The organism is Azospirillum brasilense, assembly GCF_022023855.1.
In the GTDB taxonomy this organism is placed as follows: Bacteria; Pseudomonadota; Alphaproteobacteria; order Azospirillales; family Azospirillaceae; genus Azospirillum; species Azospirillum brasilense_F.
This window is the reverse complement of record NZ_CP059450.1, coordinates 1207908-1225088: the sequence shown is the minus strand read 5'-3', so window position 1 is coordinate 1225088 and position 17181 is coordinate 1207908. Positions and strand designations below refer to the sequence as shown.

The window sequence follows — 17181 nt, the reverse complement described above, 5'->3', positions numbered from 1 at the left end:
GGTGCTATGATTCCGCACTGCGTGAGGCGCCGGGCGAATAGCCCATGATGCGCTTGAAGGCACGGCTGAAGGCGGCCTGCGAGCCGTAGCCGAGCCGATGCGCGGCGGTTTCGATCGGCAGACGCTCCCGGCCGATCCACTGGGCGGCAAGCCGCATCCGCAGCTCCGTCACGTAGCGGACCGGGGTCACGCCGGTCACCTCCAGGAAGCGCTCCGCGAAGACCGAACGCGAGGCGCCCATCTCCGCGGCCAGTTCCGCCACGGTCCAGTTGCGGCCGGGATCGCGATGCAGCGCGGTGATGACGCGGCCGAGCCGCGGATCGCGCAAAGCGTCGATCCAGCCGCGCGCATCGCCGCAACCGCATTCGACCCAGCCCCGCACGATGGAGGCGGACACCACGTCGGCCAGCCGCGCCAGGATGCCGGCATAGCCGGCGCGCTCCGCCCGCGCCTCCCGCTCCATCGCCTCCAGCATCGGCAGGATTTCGGGGTAGCGGTCCAGCAGAGTGCCGACCTGCATCACCTCGGGCATCAGGCCGACCAGCGGCTGCATGGCGCCGAGGTCGAACTCCATGCAGCCGCTGAAGATCACCGCATCCTTCGTCCGGCAGCTTTCCGGCGGGCAGGATTCAAGCGCACCGACATTGCCGCACAGCGGCGCCGTCGCGAAGCTGGCGACGTCGCGGGCCGGCAGTTCCGGCGCCGACAGCAGTTCGTGCGCGCCGCCGCGCGGCAGCAGCACCGCATCGCCGGTGTCCAGCGAGAAGGTGCCGCCGGCGAGCAGCCTCAGCACGACCGGCCCGCGGGCGATGAAATGGAATTGCGCCCGCCCCTCCACCGTCCCGAAACCGATGCCGAAGGGAGGGGCGACCTGCATGCGGCGGTACTGCACGCCGGTCAGCCGCATGCCGAGCAGAAGCTCGCTGACGAGATCGGTGGCGGGAGGGAGACGGGATGAGTCGGGCATATCCGGACTACCGATCAAAAGATGCGGACGTTGTGGCATGGATCGTCCAGCACCTCCAATCTATTCTGCGTCGCAGCATAATCTTCCTGCGAGGACAGACCATGATGGAACCTGTGAGGCAAGCCGGCGCCGCGCCGGCGGAGCCCGCCTGGGGTGCCGTCTTCTCCCTGACGCTCGGCGTATTCGGACTGGTGACGGCGGAGTTTCTGCCGGCCAGCCTGCTGACGCCGATGGCGGCCGACCTGCATGTGACCGAGGCGATGGCCGGCCAAGCCGTCACCGCGACTGCCGCGGTGGCGCTGGTCGCCAGCCTGCTGATCTCCGCCGCGACCCGCCGGATCGACCGGCGCCATGTGCTGCTCGCCTTTTCGGCGTTGCTGCTGGTGTCAAACCTGGCCGTCGCCTTCGCCCCCGACCTGCTGTCGCTGCTGGTCGGGCGGGTGCTGCTGGGGATGGCGCTCGGCGGCTTCTGGGCCATGTCGGCCGCGATCGCCATGCGGCTGGTGCCGGAGCCGATGATCCCGCGGGCCTTGTCGATGATCTTCAGCGGCGTGTCCGCCGCCACCGTCTTCGCGGCCCCGATCGGAAGCTATCTGGGCGACCTGCTCGGCTGGCGCGCAGTGTTCCTGATGGCCGGCGGGCTGGGGCTGGCGGCCTTGGTGGCGCAGGTTCTGACGCTGCCACGCATGGCGCCGAACGGCCACACCAGCCTCCGCACCCTGGGCGAGGTGATGGCGCGGCCTGGGGTCGGGATCGGCATGGTGTCGATCATCCTGGTCTTCACCGGGCATTTCGCGCTGTTCACCTATGTCCGGCCGTTCCTGGAGACGGTGACCGGCGTCGGCGTCAGCGGCGTGTCGGGCATCCTGCTGGGCTTCGGCGTGGCGAATTTCGCCGGCACCTATCTCGGCGGCGCGCTGCTGGCACGCAGCATGCGGCTGACCCTGACGGTCATGCCGCTGACCATGGGGCTGCTCGGGCTCGGGCTGGCCGCGCTGGGCGGGTCGCCGACCGTGGCCTCGGTGCTGATCGCGCTGTGGGGCGTCGCCTTCGGCGCCGTGCCGGTGGCCTGGTCCACCTGGATCACCCGCACCGTGCCGGACGAGGCGGAAAGCGCCGGCGGTCTCTTCGTCGCGGCGGTGCAACTCGCCATCGCCACCGGTGCGGCAGCGGGCGGCGCCATCTTCGGCGTCAGCGGCGCCGGGGGGGTCTTCGGCGCCAGCGGAATCGTGCTGCTGCTGGCCGCCCTGGTCGTGCTGGGAGGCATGCGCGCGCGGGCAGTCGCTGTCGCCTCCTGATCACCTCCGTCAGACGCCCGCGGATGGACCGGCCGCTGTCGCGCTCCGTTTCCAGGACGGTGGCCCCCCATGCCACCAGCACTGCCTCGTACCCGGAAAACCGCCTCTCGCTCAGGTCAATACCCGCGACAGCAATCCTTCGTGATTGTCGACTCAAGGAAGTTTAGACCCTCGGGCCCGGTTCAGTGTTGTGGGTTAGGCGCCAAGCTCTCGGTGGTGGTTCCGTACTGCTGGGAGCGGGATTCCTTCCGCGGTCGGCGGGCCTGTTCGCTCCGCTTTATAGCAGCCAACCAACTTCAGCTCCTGGCGCAAAGCGGTCGTAAGCGACGGTCCGCATCGGGTCAAAAGCCGCTGGCGTTGGTGTGGTGAAAGGGGATGCGGCTTCCCATCGGGCGCTGATCATCCAGATGCAGGCGCAGACGCTCGAGTAGCCGTTCGAATAAGCCATCGCGCCGCCAGCGTATGAAGCGGTCGTAGATGTTCTGCCGCGACCCGCAGCGCGCTGGGATGTCGCGCCAGGGCACACCGGTATTCAGCTTCTAGAACAGCCCGTTGACGAGGTCACGGTGACTGCGCCATCGCCCGCCAGGGCGCCCGGACGGCGGCATCCGTTCTGAAACCAGCGCCTATTGGGCGTCGGAGACCTCATGGCGGCGCATCGCGGTCGCTCCGGCTGAAGGGGAGTGACCGCTTCCAACAGCTCCAACACGCGGGTCCGTCAGACTCTACCTAAAGGTCACAGCAGCTCGTGCACGCCGTCGCGAACGAGGTCGATCAGCCTCTCCGCCCACGGATCGAGGTCTGCGTCCCTCCGGTAAATCGCGAGATTGATGGAGGGCAGCGGCGGCAGGCCGCCGTCGCACTCGTCCAACGCCCGTAGGCCTGGAGGTAGGCCCACCGCCGTGCGGATGGTGAGCCCCAAGCCGGCGGCCACGCCGGCCCACAACCCCGACAGGTTGGGGCTCGTCAGCGCCACGCGCCATGCCCACCCGGCGCGGTCGAGCGCGGCTGTCCCTACGTTGCGGAACCAGCAGCCGTCGTCGAACGACACAATGGGCAATGGCTCTCCCTTGGCGTCCTCCAGCAAACGCCGGGTCGTCGTCGCGTCGCGCGCGCCGATCCAGCGGACCGGCACCGTTGCGACGTCCACCTTGTGTGGGGCCGGCGCCCTGTCGTCCCAGGCCAGCGCAAAATCCAGCCGACCGCGCGCCACCCGATCAAGAAGATCGGCATTGCGCGCCACCCGCGCCTCGATCCGGATCTTGGGATGGACCCGCGAGAAGCGGCCGAGCGCCATCGGCAGCAGGGCCTCTGCAAAATCCTCCTGCATGCCGATCCGCAGCCATCCCTCCGTCGCCATACCGTGCAGGGCAGTCACCGCCTCGTCGTTCAGATCCAGCAGGCGGCGCGCGTAGGCCAGCATGGTCTCGCCCGCCTCCGTCAGGGCAAGGCCGCGGCCGGACTTGCGGAAGATTGGCGTGCCCGCCTGCTCCTCCAGCTTCTTGACTTGCGCGCTGATGGCGGACGTCGAACGGCCCAGTCGGTCGGCGGCCTTGGCGAAGCTGCCAAGGTCCACGCCGGCCACGAAGCTGCGCAGCACGTCGAGGTCGAAGGTGATCTTCACGCAGCCATCGTCCTGGTTTTCGGGATCTAACGTCAAAAATTTCCTGATTATCGGGATGATCGTCGCGCGCTATCACGCTGATGGCAAGAACAATTGAAGCCGAGGCTTTCCACCATGGCGACCATGAGACGGCGGATCATGAGGCTGGCGATCACGAGCGAGGGACGCGATGCGGGCACAGCAAGGCCGGCGGTGGGGGGTGTGGATGCACACCGATGGAAAGTGCTTGGGGTGGGCGTCGCCGCGAACGGCAGCTTCGCCGCGGCGCTGACGGGGCTTCCGGCAACCGCGGTCCTCATGCGGTCGGACTACCGGCTGGAGTTGACCGATCTAGGATGGGTGATCGGCGCCATGGGGCTGGGGGTGGCCGTCAGCGAACTGCTGTGGGGCATGCTGACCGACCGCTGGGGCGACCGCAAGGTGCTGCTGACGGGCCTGGGCCTGACCAGCCTCGTGCTGGCGCTGATGGCGGTGTTCCTTTCTCCGGCTGCGTCCGTCACACCGTCCGCCGGGCTGCTCGGTGGCGCCCTTCTGTTGGTGGGCGTGATCGGCGGGAGCCTGAACGGGTCGAGCGGGCGTGCCGTTATGGCTTGGTTCGGTGAGGGGGAGCGCGGCTTGGCCATGAGCATCCGGCAGATGGCCCTGCCGGCGGGCGGTGCTGCCGGCGCTCTGCTGCTTCCCGCGCTGGCGGAGAGCATGGGATTCCGTGGCGTCTACGGGGCGCTGGCGGCGATGTGCTTGGTAACCACGGGCTTCGTGTGGCTCTGGCTGCGCGAGCCGCCGGTAACCCGGCCGAGGGGCGAGCCCGCGGCGCGGCCGGGCACGGGCGGCACTGGACTGTTCCGCAACGGCTCGGTCTGGCGGACGGTTTTCGGGCTTGGCGCGCTCTGCATCCCCCAGATCGCGGTGGTGACCTTCGCGGCGGTCTTCCTGAACGACGCCCTCCATCTGGGCACGACGGCCATCAGCGCGACCATCGTGGCGGTCCAGCTTGGGGCTGCCGTGGCTCGTGTGTGGAGCGGCCGTTACACCGACCGCCGGCGGAACCGGCGCCCCTTCCTGAAAGCGTGCGCGCTGCTGACGGCGGCCGTCTACGGGGCACTCGCCCTTTTGGTGGCCGTGGAACCTACTGGAGCCGGACACAACGGCGCGTTGATGCTGGTTGGTGTGGGAGTCCTGGTGGTCGGTGGTATCGTTGCGTCGAGTTGGCACGGCATCGCCTTCACTGAACTTGCCACCATCGCCGGCATCACCCACACCGGGGCAGCCCTCGGGCTCGGCAACACCTTCGCCTTCGGGACTTATTTCCTCACTCCGTTGGCGATCCCGCTCCTTTTGGACCGGGGCGGCTGGGGCGCCGTCTGGATGGCCTCCGCGCTGGCGGCGCTGCTCGCCTTTGCACTGTTTCCGAAAGCGGCCGCGACCCGCTAGTGGAACGAGTCTGACGCCCGTTTTGCTTTGTTGACGTTCGGAGTTGACCCGGATCGGTGGACGGTTCAAGGCCCACGCCACGCGGGGGCGTGTCAGCGCCGGTGTCGTGAAAGGGGATACTCGTTTGGACGGCCGCGTAACGGCGATGCATTGCTTCAGGCAGTCGCAGACGTTTCGGGCCGCTCCACATGACTGGGTGGAGGCCAGTCATGTCGGTGCCGACCGGAGTTGCTGCTGCAGTTGCCGCGACCATCCTCTTCTGGGGCAGCGCCCTTGCGGCCCAGCCCGCCGTCGATCTGGAACTCGTGCTCGCCGTTGACGGATCAGCAAGCATCGACCAGGCCATGTTTGAGTTCGAACTCGACGGACATGCGGCCGCATTCCGAGATCGGACCGTGGTGGAGTTGATCCGTGGTGGCTATCGCGGTCGAATTGCGGTGACCCTGGTGCTATGGTCGGATCCCACGGCCCTGAAGGTACTCGTCCCATGGACGGTGATCGCTGACGCCAGCAGCGGCGAAGCGTTCGCGGCGGCGATCGACGCCGTGCCGCGGCGTGACCGTGCCGGCAGCACCGGCATCGGTGCGGCGCTGTTGAACTGCGCGACGCTCTTTCCCGACGTCATGCCGGCGCCCCACCGTGTCATCGACGTTGTCAGCAACGGCTATAACAACGTCGGCACGCTCCCAGAGGTCGCGCGCGACCGCGTCGTTGCTGAGGGCGTCACCATCAACGGCTTGGTCATCCTCGACGAGGTTCCCTGGCTCGGGGCGTATTTCGCACAACGGGTCATCGGCGGCTCCGGCGCCTTTGTCCACAGCGTCGCTGACCGATCAAGCTTTGTTCATGCCATCACCGCCAAACTCAAGCGGGAGATCGCCAACGCAGCCGAGCAGGAGAGCAGTGCGATTCAGAACCTTCCCGATTAGGGCAGGCGTTCCAACTCTTTCTCGCGCCGGGTTCGCTCGTCCTCACGCGGTTCCAGGGTGGGCTTCCGGGCATCCTCCTCGGTCGGTGCCGGTGTCGTACTCCGGTTCACCGGCTCCGTCTTCTGCTGCCGATGAGACCAGAAGCTCCAACGATCACTGCTGTGGCACATGCTTGCCTCCAATGTCTGGAGTTGAAACAACAGCCGGATGCGAACATCAGCGTGGGCCGTGCGCGCCCATCATTCGGACACCCACGGAAGTAAGGCCGAACAGAACCGGGCCCGACGCGGCAAGAGGGAACGTGCGCCTTTTCTGTGGCTGGTCGGTTCTTGACCCGGACACTGTTGGCGAATTGGTCCGGATCAAGAGCGGAAACGCGTCATACTGCCGTGCAGAAAGGCTGACACATAGCCTTTTCCGGGCCGCACATCTGATCGATGCCTCGCGCCCACCGTACATGTGTCAGTGATTCTGCAAGACGGTATGAAAGCGTCGCTGCAAGCGGAGCATCAAGTCTTCGGGTTTTTGGCGGGCTTGTCGTTGGCTGGGCTCGGCGAACCCGTCCCACCCAGCCGCCGCGCGGCCCGCCTGCTGAGCAGTGCCGACTGCCGATTTGTCGACACCGTGCGGGCGATCGCGCCAGCCATCCGTGAGGTGGCGGACCTCATCAACGACTTCAGGAAACTGCTCCGCCGGCAGAGCGCGAAGTCCCTCGCCGCGTGGCTGGAGGCGGCCTCCGCGACAGCGTTGCGCAGCTTCGCCCAAGGTCTGGCCGCCGATCTCGACGCGCTGCAAGCCGCTCTCCAGGAGCCTCGGAGCAAATGGCCCTGTCGAGGGGCTCATCAACCGCCTGAAGCTCATCAAGCGACAGATGTTCGGCCGCGCCAAGTTCGATCTGTTCCGTCAACGTGTCTTGTGCACCACCTGACGAGCGAAGCGCTCGCCATCACTCCGCCCTCGACACCTCAGCACCGAATGCGCGGATGAACCCTATCTGTACGCTGTTTCACAATTGGGAGCCTCGAGCGCTTTTGCCATGGCACTCTATGGACGGCGTGCCGCCACCCGGTACCCTCGCCGGCTGGGGACACGCGTCTATTTCTTCAACACCAGACGGTCGGGCTGGACGGACAGGATCTGAAAGGACACCGTTTCCGGCGGATCGTCGGTGAAAGAAACCGCCAGCCGGTCGCCCCCTTCCAACCGCCATCGTCCACGGCTCGTCCGCTCGGGATCCGCCGGGCCGATCGTGCGAACCTCGACGGTGTTGTCGGGCATGAGCTGGATTTCCTCGCGCGCGGGGCCGCCGCGACCGCCCTTGGACGGGAGGGGAAAGGTCGAGGGGCGGTAGACCTTCCCCTCGGCCGTATCCTCTTCCGACACGTGCACCCAGTTTCCGATCAGATCTTGTTGCCCGATTCCGTCATCCATTCCGGTGTTCCGTCGTTTGCCAGTCAGACGGTTTCCGCGAGTTGCGCCCCCGCGTCCGCCAGGGGCTTGCGCGCGACCTCAAGGGTGGCGTGCATGCGCGCGATCTGCCCGAGGGAGAACATGAACATGGCGGCATCGTCCACATAGTCCATGTAATTCATGAACATGTCGCCGTTCGGTTTGCTTGCCGGGCAGGACACCAGCGGGAAATTCGGCTTGCCGGTGTTCGGGCCGAGCTGGTTGGGCGTGTCGTCCACATAGTCGCCGTCGTCACAAGTGGAGATCCGCGCCTCGCCCCAAATGTGCGACAGGTTGAGGAAGTGGCCGATCTCGTGCGTCGCCGTGCGGCCGAGGTTGAACGGCGCCTTGGCGGTTCCCGTCGTGCCGAACGCGGTGTTGAGGATGACCACGCCATCGGTTTCCGGCGGTCCGCCGGGGAACTGGGCATAGCCGAGCAAAGAGTCCTGCAGCGTGCAAACCCAGATGTTCAGGTAGCGTGTGGTGTCCCATGGGTCGATACCGCCGGTTGCCGTCGCCTTCATGGCCTGGCTGGCCGCGTCGAACGACGCCCTTGCGGTCTTCGTCCGGGTGATGCCGGTGGTGGTGGAGCCGTCAGGGGCTTCCCTGGCCAGCACGAACTGGATCCGGGCGTCCCCGGCCAAGCTCTGGAACGGTTGCGGAACTTGGCCGAAGTCGGAGTTCGTGCCGCGGAAGTCCTTGTTCAGCACGTCGATCTGGCTGTGCACCTGGGCGTCCGAGATATTCTCCCGTTCCGTTCGGTGGATGATGTGAACGACCACGGGTAGGGTCACCACGGTCGTCATCGTCCGTAGGCTGTCCAACCCTAGCGTCCGAGTGGCCTTTCGTGTCGCCATCTCTATATCGCGCTGGTTCTTTCGGTAGTCGGGATAGCTGTCGACCAGCGCGAAGTAGGTCTGGACGGTGGCGCAGTTGCGGCGTTGCGGGGTTCGCGGCATGTGGTCCTCCCTTTTCGTGGTGGTGGTGTCTCAGGTACCGGCTTGCGCATCCAACTGCTCGGCGAGCACCGCGGCGTTCATCTGGAGGATCTGCATCGCCAGACCGTGATCGAGTCGGTCGGGCGTGTCTTGGGCCGTGTGGACCGAGGTGTTCGCGCGGTCCGCCCCCTCGATGGTCAGCACCGCGGGGATATCCGCCCGGATGAAGGGCACATGGTCGCTGTCGAAGGGCGAGAGGGACGTCTCGACCCGCAGCGTGGTGTAGAGGGCCGCGGCATCCGCAAGCGCGTCGATCAGGCCGCTGGACACCGGCGCCCCTTCAAGCAGCACCGACGGTGCGGCGGCATTTCTGACGGCGATCATGTCCATGTTGATGACGCAGGAGATCCGGCGGCGCTCGCTCGCGGGCAAACCGGCGACGTGCTGCGTGCTGCCATGCAGTCCCTGCTCCTCACCGCCGAACAGCAGGATGCGGAAGTCGTGTCCGGCGCCCATCCCGGCGAGGGCGCTGGCAAGAGTCAGCGCGCCGGCGCTGCCGCTGGCGTTGTCGTCCGCGCCTGGCGCCGGGGAATCCGGTCCGCCCTGGTGGTTGACGGAATCGAGGTGCGCCGTCACCAGCACGAGACGCCGCGCGGTGCCTTTTCCGACCCGGTCGGCCTGAACATTCCGGCTCGTCTTGCCCGAGACGTCGATGCCCGGCTGGCTGACATCGAAGCCCAGACCGCGCAGGCGCTCGCCCGCCCAATCCGCGGCGGCGCGGAAGTGCGCCGATGTCGAAAGCCGCGTCGGAAACCCGGTGAGCGTGCGAATGGCTTCGCCGAACGTCTCTTCGGACAGGCGCTCGACCGCTGCGCTGGCGTGGGCGGAGCGTCCCCGCCGCGCCTGAGGACGGCCGAGCGACCGATACACAGTCCGGCCTGGCTGTAAGGCATCGATGGTGAAGCAGGGCTTGTCTGAATGGCCGATGGCCTGTACCCGCGCCGCCGGCAGTTCCACCAGCAGGAAGCGCCCCTTGTCGAGCAACACCGGAACGTCCGGGTGGTAATGCTGGAAAAGCCGTCCCTTTTGAACCACCAGGTACAGGTCTTCGGGAGCCACCCGGCGCTCCGCCACCGACAGATCCGCGCCTTCGCCCTCCGTGTCGTCCAACGGCAGGACAATCGTATCGCCAAAGACAATGGCGCGCGGATCCGTCGCGGCGCGCGATGTTCTGGCTGTTCCTTGATCGTTTTCGGTCTGCGTCAGAAAGGCGAGGCGCATCGGTCGGCCCCCTTCCATCGATGTGGCGCAGCTATCCTTTTGCGGAACGGGAATCGCTCCGCTGAATGTCATGCTGCATCTGCTATGGTCGGTCGAAGAAGGAGGATAGCATGATGGAGGTTTTATGACATCATGCCAAAAAGGACTAAGCGCGCCAGTATGAGTGAATTCATCCCCATATATGAGGCAATCATTTGAGAGCCATTTACCGTCGGGCGGATCTTTGCTTGTGAGTGCGCAGTACTGAGGCAGTGCCAGTGGCCAATGGCGCGGTTTTCTGCATACTATAGTATGCTAAATGGTAAACGCCGGCTGAGTGCTACGGTCAGGACTTGGTCCTTTGCTTGCGGCGTGCGAAGCGCTTGGCGAGGCGGGCGAGTTCCTTGCGGATGGCGGGTTCGTCCACGGTGGATCTCCCTCGGTGATAGAAGCAGCGCGGCGGGCCACAAGCTTGGGGAAGCTGATCAGAGGGGGCTCACAAACGATAATGTGGCGAAAAGGGAGCCGCCAGCTAACTTGGTCGCTGTTTTGGAACAGGCGGCGAAATCCCGTGCAGACCGGTGTAAGACAACGTCCTTCCTACCACTCCAGTCTGTCCGGTGGCATCTCGGGCCGGGTCCCAGGTTCGCGATGCGCGCTGGACGCTCCTGCTTTCGAGTGGGCTGCCAATCCGTCAACGAGCGCGTCAAACACGGCGCGGCACCGGGGGCTTGACCGAAGATCTTCGTGCATCACCACCCAGGTCGGAAGGTTCAGCACGAACGCGTCGGCGAGCACCCGGACGAGGTCGGGATCGCGTGCAGCAACCGGGATTTGGCAGACGCCGATGCCAAAGCCGGCCCGAAGCATGGCAAGCTGGGCAAGGTCGCTGTCGGCCCGCAGCGCGAAGGCGGATCGGTCCACGCCGCGGACCCGCTTGAGCATCGTCCGGATCGCTGGTGTCTCCCTGTCGAAGCCGATCACATCGTGTTGGACCAAATCGCCCAACGTGGCGGGCATGCCCCGCCGGTCCAAGTATCGACGATGCGCGTGAAATCCAAGCGCGATCATTCCTACATGTTTGGCAACCAGTGCCTCCTGGGCGGGCTCGACCATTCGCACGGCGATGTCGGCATCTCGACGGAGCAGGTCCTCAACCGTGTTCGAGAGCACGAGTTCAATCGTTAGATGAGGATGTCGTTCCCGCAATGCCATCAAGATCGGAGGCAGGACTTCTACCCCAACAACCTCGCTGGCACTGATCCGCACCGTTCCGCCGACCACGGCACCATGCCCCGAAGCGACCCGGAGCATCGCGGCCGCGGTGGAGGCGATCGTCTCGGCGTAGGGCGCAAGCTCCAACGCCGCCTCGGTCGGAGTCAGTCCCCGTTGCGACCGGACGAAGAGCCTCAGTCTTACGGCGTCTTCGAGCGCCTCGATGTGACGCGACACCGTCGGCTGGGTGAGGCCAAGCGACCGCGCGGCAGCCGACAGCGATCCCTCCCGCAGGACGGCGAGGAAGGTCCGGTATAGGTCCCAAGCGGGTTCCTGGTTCATGCATTTCAGTATAGCAGCCGAACGGCTTTCCACAATTCCGTTGAGAAGCACCACGGAGCAACCTGCCGCAACACGCAGCGGCAGGAGTTGGATATGACACATCGGACAGCCTTGGTCCTCGGCGCGACGGGGGGCATCGGTGGGCACGTCGCCCAGCGTCTGCGCAACGGTGGATGGACCGTCCGCGCGCTTGCCCGCGATCCCGGCAAAGCCGGCGCGCAAGGCGGCCTGGAGTGGATTCGCGGCGATGCCCTGTCGGCCTCAGCCGTGGCGCACGCGGCGCAGGGAGCCTCGCTCATCGTGCACGCGGTAAACCCCCCAGCCTACCGGAATTGGGGCAAGCTGGTGCTTCCGATGCTGGCCAATACGATTGCCGCGGCACGCGCGAGTGGCGCCCGCATCCTCCTTCCGGGCACGGTCTACAACTATGGGCCCGACGCGTTCCCGCTGCTGAACGAGTCCTCTCCCCAGACCCCGCTCACCCGCAAGGGCGCCATTCGCGTCGAAATGGAACGGCACCTCCGGATGGCCTCGGACAAAGGGGACGTTCGAGTTCTGATCGTGCGCGCCGGCGATTTCTTCGGCCCAGGGGCGGGAAACAGCTGGTTCTCGCAAGGGCTCGTGAAGCCCGGAAGCCGACTCCGCTCCATCACTTATCCCGGCAAAGCGGGCGTCGGGCATCAGTGGGCCTATCTCCCCGATGTTGCGGAGACAATGGCGCGTTTGGCTGAACGTGAGGCGCAGAGTGCATTCGCCACCTTCCACATGGGAGGGCATTGGGACGAAGACGGAACACGGGTCTTGGAAGCGATCAGGCGCGTGGTTGGCGAGCCTGAACTCCCCGTCCGTCGGTTTCCATGGCTCTTGATGACCGCAGCCTCCCCGTTCGTCCCGCTGTTTCGGGAATTGGTAGAGATGCGTTACCTCTGGGACACTCCCGTCAAGTTGAACAATACCCGGCTGACGGCTGAACTTGGGGCTGAGCCCCACACCCCGCTCGACGAGGCGGTGCGCGCCACCCTGGTCGGGCTCGGGTGCCTTCCTGGGTGCCAACGAACCGCGGCAACCTGTCCCACCGTGTAGAACGAGTAGGGGAAGCCCGTCCCTGCCACGTCTGAGGCCGATTCGCACCGACAATTGCCAGTATGGGTGTTGCGAAAGGGGAGCCTACCAGCCAATAATTGGTTGTCAGGCAATCACGGTCCATCGCAACTTGGAGCGGCTACACCGTTGCGATTATCCGTGGATGGAGGGCGCGGCACCGAAATCCGGACATGCCGTCCAATGCTGGGCGGAACCACCGCCTCTACGGGTCCCGTCCGTCTTCGTCCTATGGCGCCGATTGCGGGTGCCCTCTCGCCGTCACCCTCCGCCAGGAAACGTCCCCGCAACCGCGGGCCTGATCAGTCCCCGCCCTCATGGCCGAGTAGGCGTCTCCGGATTCTTGACCAACGTTCCGATCAATCGCAGCAGCTCCTGCTGTTCGGGGCCGCCCCCGCTTTTGAGAAACGTCCCTATGTCGAGCTCAGTTTGATGCCCACCCGATGCCGCGTTGGCCTCGTCGCGGATGAACACCCGGTCCACCTCAGAATCGCGGACCAGCAGCCACCGGTCGCCGTTGGCGCTCCAGTACAACGCTCTCGTTACGATTGGCATATCTGCACTCACGATTCCGCAATACGGGCAATCAGATCGAGCAAAGCCTCCGTCTGGAAGGGCTTGCGCATGTACGCGGTGTACCCGGCAAAGTGCTGGCGGACAATATCCTCGCGGACGGAGGTCATCATGATGATGGGGATGTCTTGAAAGGCCGGGTCGGCCCGGATAGCCTGGGCCATCGCGGCCCCATCCATGAGCGGCATCATGTAGTCCGTCACGACAACATTCGGTCGGTTGGCGGCGAGCTGTTCCAGCCCTTCGCGGCCATTGCCCGCCGAGAGCACGCGGTAGCCGGCATCCTCCAGAAGCACGGTCAACACTCCAGCAATGCCAAACTCGTCTTCCACCAGCAGGATCGTCTTCACGCGTCACCTCCCCTCGGGAGGCGGCGGCGGCATGTGAGCCGAGCCGCTGAGGACGGCCTCGTACCCCTGGAACGGACCGATGATCTCCCAGCCGCCGCTCGTGATTGAAAAGGCTTGCAATTCTGGGGCGAAGGCGCTGTCACGGATTTTGGTGATCGACAACACCCGGTGGGTTCGCCCTTGCGCTTCCACATAGCGCAGGACCATCATGCCCTCGACCAGCGAGGAAATCCCGTCGATTGGCACCTGCACCGTGGGCCCCACGATGTCCCGCGTCTCCACCGAGTAGACGGTTGTCGCGCCAAGCGCTCGAAGCTCGTTCGAGAGCACCGAGAGGAAGCGGCTGATCCGCCCAGGGTGAACGGCGGATTCGATGAGGCCGCCCAAGCCGTCCAGGAACAGCCGCCGCACACCGCGGCGGCGCACAGCGCTCAGGAGCCGATGGCCGAGCTCATCGAGCACGTTCTCGCCCTGCGGTTGCCAGACGATCTCCACCGTACCGCTGGCCTCGAGTCCCGCCACGTCCAGCCCCAAGGCCTCGGCCTTGGCCTTTAGGCGCTCCGGCGTCTCGTAGAAGCCGAACAGCAAGCCAGGCTCCTCCTGGCGCGATCGGGCGAGGAACTGGAGGCCAAACGTCGTCTTCCCGATGCCGGTCGGGCCCATGACGACCGAGGTCGTCGCGTCGATCAGCCCGCCGCCGATCAGCGCGTCCAGACTGGCGACGCCGGTCGAAACACGATCCCGGGGTGGCAGATCCCGCCGCGACGGTGAGGCGAAGGCGACTTCGATGCGCGGGAAAGCCACGATCCCTGTCGTGGTGATCCGGAAGGGATGCACGCCCCGCAGAAAACCGCTGCCGCGATGCTTGCGGATCTGCAAGCCGCGTTCGGTGCGGTGATCAAACAACCGATCGTCCAGTTCGATTACCCCATCCACGATGGTGTGCTCGGCTCGGACCGGACCCGGTTCATTGCTGGTCAGGAGCAGCACCGTGCAGTTCATCACGTTGGCGTGGATCTGCACCTCATAGACAAACTTCTTGAATTCGCGCTCCGACGGCGCTGTGAGCCCGGCCACGACGAATCCGTCGAGCACCAGAAGGCTCGCCGTCTGCCCTCTGATCTCATGCCGGATCAGGTCGAGCAGTCCTCTGAGTCCCTGCTCCTCCAACGTGCTGTAGGCGCTCGCGTAGTAGAGCCGGTCGGGGATGGCCGTGTCATCAAAGAAGGCCATCGGGCGCAGATGCTGAAGCATGCGCGCGTGGGACTCGGCCAGGAGGGTGAGATAGGCGGCCCGGCCCCCACGGGCGACATGGTTGAAGCAAATGTGGTTGGCAAGGACGGTCTTGCCCGTGCCCGGGACGCCTTGAACGATGTAGACGCCGCCCTTCAGGAAACCGCCCTGCAGGATCGCGTCCAGCCCCGAGATGCCGCTTGGAACGCGCTCAAGATGCTGGCTGTGTTGCTCGCTTTCCATGTCTCTCACCCCGAGGCCAATGGGGGCCGGCGATAGCCGGCGTGAGGAGGAACCTCGGTCAGGAGCGCCCAGAAGGAGAAGGCCGCGATCGGCTGATCCAAAGGCCCGAGTTCTGCTCCTGGTTCAAACAGTCAGACCCAGCGTGCATCACGTGCTACCGGTTCCTGCGTAGCTCGGCGACCGGGCCGCCTGAAGGGCTTTGTCGTCGAGCTCGATACCCGCTTGGCGGACTTGGATGGGGCCGCTTTGAGTCAAAAGCCGCCGGCGTGGGTGTGGTGAAAGGGGACCGCGCCCCGGGGCCGCTTGTCAGCAGACATCGCCTCGCCTGATGAACAAAAGGGGGCGTGGCGGCGCACTCTGTGCCCATCTGCCGCGCCTCTCGGGTGCGCGGTTATTTTCCCCGCGACCTTTGGGCGAAGGCGGTAAAGCCCCGCAGGAACGATCGCAGCTGCTCTTCCACCTTCGGGTCTGAAATTGTGCCGTCATCGCCGAAGATCGTGTGCGCCCGCGAGACCAGCAGGCGACCGTCGCTCCACAGTTCGGTACTGAGCGTGCGCAGAACTGGAAGCCAAGCGTTCTGGCTGAGGATGGTACCGAAGCCACCAGGCGAGGCTCCCATCAGCGCGACGGGCTTCCCGCCGAAGACCCGGGGGATGTCGGCCGGCGGCCGGGACAGCCAGTCGATCGCGTTCTTGAACACGCCGGGGATCGAGTTGTTGTACTCGGGCGTGATGAGCAGCAGCCCGTCGGCGGCCGCGATGGCGTTCTTCAGTTCCACCACCGGCTGCGGAATTCCTTCGGCGGCCTCGAGATCGCCGTCGTAAAGCGGTATGCCACGGATGCTGCCTATGGTCAGTATCGCGCCATCCGGCATCGCAGCGGCGGCCGCCTTCAGCAAAGCGGTGTTGAGGGAACCTCGGCGGAGACTGCCCGATAATCCGATCAGTGTGGTCATCCGCGCCTCCATGGTCATGCGATCAGCTGCTGTTGGCAATATGGTTGCCGCGGCGCGGCCGTCAAAGATGGGCAGCCGCGCAGTCCCGCCGGGGGGATGGACGCCGAGGCGCAAACCTCCACCTTGTTCCCTGAGTCCGCTCGATCCTGCGAGGAGGTGCCGCATACGGCCGGACATTCCCTATCAGCCTTGGCGGGACACCTGCACCGCCCTGCACCTCGACACGCAGATCGTGGGCAAGTACCGCCTTGCGCGGACACCCTGGGTGAACCATTCCTGGCACGCCACGCTCTATGTGAATGGACGGGGGCTGACGATCGGCTTGGTCCCCGACGGGCCGGGCGGCGTCGAGATCGCCTTCGACCTGATCGACCATGCGGTGGTGGGGTGCGCCACCGACGGCCGGTCCGGCCGCTTCGCCCTCGGCCCGACGACGGTCGCCAGCTTTCACACCCGCTTCATGGAGTTGCTCACGTGGCTTGGGGCCACGCCTCGGCTGAACGGCCGTCCCAACGAGGTGCCCGACCCGGTGCCGTTCGCCGAGGACCGGATTGAACGCCCCTACAATGCGGATGCCGTGCGGCAGTTCTTTGGCGCTCTGGTGGCCGTTGACGGCGTGCTGAAGCGGTTCCGCACGGGATATCTCGGGAAGGTCAGCCCGGTGCATTTCTTCTGGGGAAGCTTTGACTTGGCGGTTACGCGCTTCTCCGGGGCCGCGGCGCCCCTTCACCCCGGCGGGATCCCGGCCTTGCCGGATGACGTCACCCGCGAGGCTTACAGCCACGAGGTGTCCTCGGCGGGCTTCTGGCCGGGCGGCGGGATGGTCAAGTATCCCGCCTTCTACTCCTATGCCCTCCCGGCGTCCGAGGGCTTCGCCGAGGCCAGGATCGAGCCGGAGGACGCGCGTTTCGAACGTGAACTCGGCGAGTTCCTGCTGCCTTACGATGCCGTGCGTCGGGCGGTTGACCCGGAGGCGACGTTGAAGGCGTTTCTGGAGAGCACCTACCGCGCGGCGGCCGACCTCGGCGGCTGGGAACGCGGACGTCTTGAATGCGCGCTCGGAGAGCCACGTCAGCCACGCTCGCTGTGACGGTCCACCGATTCACGTGTCGCCGTGGGGCGAAAAGGGGCCGCCCCGAACCGCCGCGAGCGCGCGAGGTACCGCAACCAGCTTCCCAAGATTCCCCGCTCAGAATTTGAGTTCTCTCCTGTGATGCCCTGAACGGGTGGTGGCAACCGGGGGCGGGATCGCCAACTGCCGTTTCAGCCCGGG

17 protein-coding genes are annotated in these 17181 nt (G+C 65.9%); 5 read left to right on the top strand and 12 right to left on the bottom strand.

The window, feature by feature from the left end:
- Nucleotides 1-4 precede the first annotated feature (4 nt).
- Nucleotides 5-967 carry an AraC family transcriptional regulator gene (locus H1Q64_RS19025; protein ID WP_237905153.1) on the bottom strand — a complete coding sequence of 321 codons (963 nt, stop codon included), beginning with the start codon at nucleotides 965-967 and terminating at the stop codon, nucleotides 5-7.
- Nucleotides 968-1068: 101 nt separating this feature from the next.
- Between H1Q64_RS19025 and H1Q64_RS19020 the strand changes: the two genes are divergently transcribed.
- Nucleotides 1069-2265, top strand: a complete 1197-nt coding sequence (locus H1Q64_RS19020) for an MFS transporter (protein WP_237905152.1) — start codon at nucleotides 1069-1071, stop codon at nucleotides 2263-2265.
- Nucleotides 2266-2606: 341 nt separating this feature from the next.
- Here the strand turns inward: H1Q64_RS19020 and H1Q64_RS34135 are convergent, their stop codons facing one another.
- Nucleotides 2607-2789, bottom strand: coding sequence for a transposase (locus H1Q64_RS34135; protein WP_419468834.1), 183 nt, complete (start codon nucleotides 2787-2789; stop codon nucleotides 2607-2609).
- Between the two features lie 212 nt (nucleotides 2790-3001).
- Nucleotides 3002-3889: a LysR substrate-binding domain-containing protein gene (locus H1Q64_RS19015; protein WP_237905151.1), complete on the bottom strand. Its 888-nt coding sequence runs from the start codon at nucleotides 3887-3889 to the stop codon at nucleotides 3002-3004.
- 231 nt (nucleotides 3890-4120) lie between these two features.
- Between H1Q64_RS19015 and H1Q64_RS19010 the strand changes: the two genes are divergently transcribed.
- Entirely contained in the window at nucleotides 4121-5320 is a 1200-nt protein-coding gene (locus tag H1Q64_RS19010) for an MFS transporter (protein WP_237905150.1), read from the top strand.
- Nucleotides 5321-5529: 209 nt separating this feature from the next.
- Nucleotides 5530-6249 carry a DUF1194 domain-containing protein gene (locus H1Q64_RS19005; RefSeq protein ID WP_237905149.1) on the top strand — a complete coding sequence of 240 codons (720 nt, stop codon included), beginning with the start codon at nucleotides 5530-5532 and terminating at the stop codon, nucleotides 6247-6249.
- A 462-nt stretch (nucleotides 6250-6711) separates the two neighbouring features.
- Here the strand turns inward: H1Q64_RS19005 and H1Q64_RS19000 are convergent, their stop codons facing one another.
- The 5 genes from H1Q64_RS19000 to H1Q64_RS18975 form a co-directional block, all read right to left on the bottom strand.
- Complete coding sequence (locus H1Q64_RS19000; protein WP_237906524.1) at nucleotides 6712-7044, bottom strand: hypothetical protein; 333 nt, start codon at nucleotides 7042-7044, stop codon at nucleotides 6712-6714.
- A 300-nt stretch (nucleotides 7045-7344) separates the two neighbouring features.
- Nucleotides 7345-7680, bottom strand: coding sequence for a hypothetical protein (locus H1Q64_RS18990; protein ID WP_237905148.1), 336 nt, complete (start codon nucleotides 7678-7680; stop codon nucleotides 7345-7347).
- Between the two features lie 23 nt (nucleotides 7681-7703).
- Entirely contained in the window at nucleotides 7704-8657 is a 954-nt protein-coding gene (locus H1Q64_RS18985; RefSeq protein WP_237905147.1) for a zinc metalloprotease, read from the bottom strand.
- A 30-nt stretch (nucleotides 8658-8687) separates the two neighbouring features.
- On the bottom strand, nucleotides 8688-9917 hold the full coding sequence (locus tag H1Q64_RS18980; protein WP_237905146.1) for a M28 family metallopeptidase: 1230 nt from the start codon (nucleotides 9915-9917) through the stop codon (nucleotides 8688-8690).
- 579 nt (nucleotides 9918-10496) lie between these two features.
- The gene (locus H1Q64_RS18975) at nucleotides 10497-11453 is read right to left on the bottom strand and encodes a LysR family transcriptional regulator (protein WP_237906464.1); all 957 of its coding nucleotides are present in this window, start codon (nucleotides 11451-11453) and stop codon (nucleotides 10497-10499) included.
- 93 nt (nucleotides 11454-11546) lie between these two features.
- Here H1Q64_RS18975 and H1Q64_RS18970 point away from each other — a divergent pair, with 93 nt between their 5' ends.
- On the top strand, nucleotides 11547-12536 hold the full coding sequence (locus H1Q64_RS18970) for an NAD-dependent epimerase/dehydratase family protein (protein WP_237905145.1): 990 nt from the start codon (nucleotides 11547-11549) through the stop codon (nucleotides 12534-12536).
- A gap of 333 nt (nucleotides 12537-12869) precedes the next feature.
- Here H1Q64_RS18970 and H1Q64_RS18965 read toward each other — a convergent pair whose 3' ends face one another.
- From H1Q64_RS18965 to H1Q64_RS18950, 4 genes are all read right to left on the bottom strand, one after another.
- On the bottom strand, nucleotides 12870-13088 hold the full coding sequence (locus H1Q64_RS18965) for a hypothetical protein (protein WP_237905144.1): 219 nt from the start codon (nucleotides 13086-13088) through the stop codon (nucleotides 12870-12872).
- A 29-nt stretch (nucleotides 13089-13117) separates the two neighbouring features.
- Nucleotides 13118-13477, bottom strand: coding sequence for a response regulator (locus tag H1Q64_RS18960; RefSeq protein WP_237905143.1), 360 nt, complete (start codon nucleotides 13475-13477; stop codon nucleotides 13118-13120).
- Between the two features lie 3 nt (nucleotides 13478-13480).
- Nucleotides 13481-14953, bottom strand: a complete 1473-nt coding sequence (locus H1Q64_RS18955; RefSeq protein ID WP_237905142.1) for an ATPase domain-containing protein — start codon at nucleotides 14951-14953, stop codon at nucleotides 13481-13483.
- A gap of 391 nt (nucleotides 14954-15344) precedes the next feature.
- Nucleotides 15345-15908 (bottom strand): NADPH-dependent FMN reductase, encoded by a 564-nt coding sequence (locus tag H1Q64_RS18950; protein ID WP_237905141.1) that lies wholly within the window; start codon nucleotides 15906-15908, stop codon nucleotides 15345-15347.
- 163 nt (nucleotides 15909-16071) lie between these two features.
- Here H1Q64_RS18950 and H1Q64_RS18945 point away from each other — a divergent pair, with 163 nt between their 5' ends.
- Nucleotides 16072-16998 (top strand): DUF5996 family protein, encoded by a 927-nt coding sequence (locus tag H1Q64_RS18945; RefSeq protein ID WP_237906463.1) that lies wholly within the window; start codon nucleotides 16072-16074, stop codon nucleotides 16996-16998.
- The last annotated feature ends 183 nt before the right edge of the window (nucleotides 16999-17181 follow it).